We start from the raw sequence: 2,090 nt of genomic DNA on the forward strand, positions 1-2,090 counted from the left end.
AGTTGGTTAGAATACCGGCCTGTCACGCCGGGGGTCGCGGGTTCGAGTCCCGTCCACTCCGCCACTTATATTAAGCCCCAGTCGAAAGACTGGGGCTTTTTCGTTTGGTCGTGTCCCCTAGAAATGCATTTACACATTGAAGGCGAGACAATACGACTTTCTTTACCCTTTTGGCACATGAGTTTCTCAGGAAGATGGGCCTGCTGCCTGCACTTCCAATTACTCCGAGTTTGTATTATGTCCTCGTTGAAAGATTGGTCATTTGAACAATGAGTCTTTATAACACTCGCCCTCAACCGTAGTAGAATGAATAGTCTTCCTCACTGCGCGTTTTGTTAGCGTCTCTCTTAAACAATAATTTTCTACATCTTATTTCTCAAACATTCATTGCTTCCATGTTTAGAGCGGGACCGTCGTTGCGTGTATTGCGCAATTTCCCGAAGTATAGTGAGGAAGAGATCTAAGTCTTCCGAAAATTAATGCCTTTTAGAAAACTTTGTTTTCTTTGCTGAACTTGCTAGTAGCGATTAACCTAAGAGGAGTTCTTGAGGAGTATGTTTGATGATGCAACAAATAAAAAATGAAACGCTGAAATCTGTATTTAAGCAATGGTCTTCCGAAGAGGGAATTGTGGTCATCAACCCTGCAACTGAGCAAGAGTTAATTCGGTTAAAGCCTAGTACTCTTGATGAGTTAGATGATCTCATTGGTCAGTGCAAAACGGAGCAAGTCCGTTGGGCTAAATTAAGTGCCAAAGAACGCTCTCGTCGTTTGAGGGGGTGGTATCAACTACTTCTTGATAATGCAGAAGACATAGCCACGATTATTACCTTAGAGCAGGGTAAACCTTTAGCTGAGAGCAAAGGGGAAGTGATGTATGGTGCCTCTTTTGTCGAGTGGTTCTCAGAAGAAGCAAAACGTGCTTATGGCGAAGTTATTCCTGCCCCCACGACAGATAGACGTCTATCTGCAATTCGCCAGCCTGTGGGAGTATGCGCTGCAATTACACCTTGGAACTTCCCTATTGCGATGATTACAAGAAAAGCAGCACCAGCCCTAGCGGCAGGTTGTGGCATGTTGATCAAGCCATCAGAGCTTACCCCTCTCACTGCAATTGCTGTTGTTGAATTAGCTTATCAGGCTGGTATCCCTAAAGAACTGCTTTCTGTCGTGGTGTCGGAGCAGGCTGCTGAGTTTGGTCAAGTACTAAGTACTGATCCTAGGATTCAGAAGATCTCTTTTACGGGGTCTACGCGAGTCGGGAAAATTTTGATGAAGCAAGCCAGTGATTCAGTCAAGGCGGTGTCGATGGAGTTGGGTGGTAATGCGCCTTTCATCGTGTTTGAAGATGCAGACTTAGATGCGGCTGCGGAAGGGCTTGTCGCGTCGAAGTTCCGTAATGCAGGGCAAACATGTGTTTGTACCAATCGGTTATATGTTCATAAAAATGTAAAACAAGCTTTTATTGATAAAGTATTGTCGAAGTTAAGCAAATTAAAGCTTGGCAATGGTTTAGAGAAAGATGTCACATTAGGTCCTGTTATTACGATGGCCTCTAAGCATCGACTAGAGGCGGTGATCGATCAAGCTGTACAAGAAGGAGCCTCTATTGCTAACTCTCCACAGAGACGGCATGGTCGCTTTATGGAGCCCGTTCTTTTGGATAGTGTGACGCAGAATATGTCGATTGTTCAGCAAGAGCTATTCGGGCCTGTGTTGCCTATTGTTACCTTTGAAAATGATGATCAAGTTCTCGAAATGGCGAACGATACAGAATATGGTTTGGCTTGCTATTTCTATACGAATAGCTTGAAGCGTATTGTGACTTTTAGTGAAGGTTTAGAGTACGGCATGGTTGGAGTTAATGAAGGGATCATCTCTACTGAAGTGGCTCCATTTGGTGGAGTTAAAGAGTCGGGTGTTGGACGGGAAGGTGCTAAGCAAGGACTCGATGAATATCTGGAGACAAAGTATATTTGTCTTGGTGGTTTAAGCTGATTTCAGAGATGGCCGTGACCCGTCCTGATATGGGTTGACACTTTTTAACTAAAACGCTCGATGTACTTCATCGGGCGTTTTGTATTTTAAAG

At 44.3% G+C, this 2,090-nt stretch carries 1 protein-coding gene; it reads left to right on the forward strand.

Annotated features, from left to right (window positions below):
- Window positions 1-561: 561 nt before the first annotated feature.
- Window positions 562-1,998, forward strand: coding sequence for an NAD-dependent succinate-semialdehyde dehydrogenase (locus R7P64_RS24055; protein ID WP_213973648.1), 1,437 nt, complete (start codon window positions 562-564; stop codon window positions 1,996-1,998).
- Window positions 1,999-2,090: the final 92 nt, after the last annotated feature.

It is taken from the genome of Vibrio sp. 2304, from assembly GCF_033339475.1.
Taxonomy (GTDB): Bacteria; Pseudomonadota; Gammaproteobacteria; order Enterobacterales; family Vibrionaceae; genus Vibrio; species Vibrio alginolyticus.

Coding starts and splice junctions, on each gene's coding strand:
- R7P64_RS24055 (WP_213973648.1), top strand. CDS start 562: ATGATGCAACAAATAAAAAATGAAACGCTGAAATCTGTATTTAAGCAA.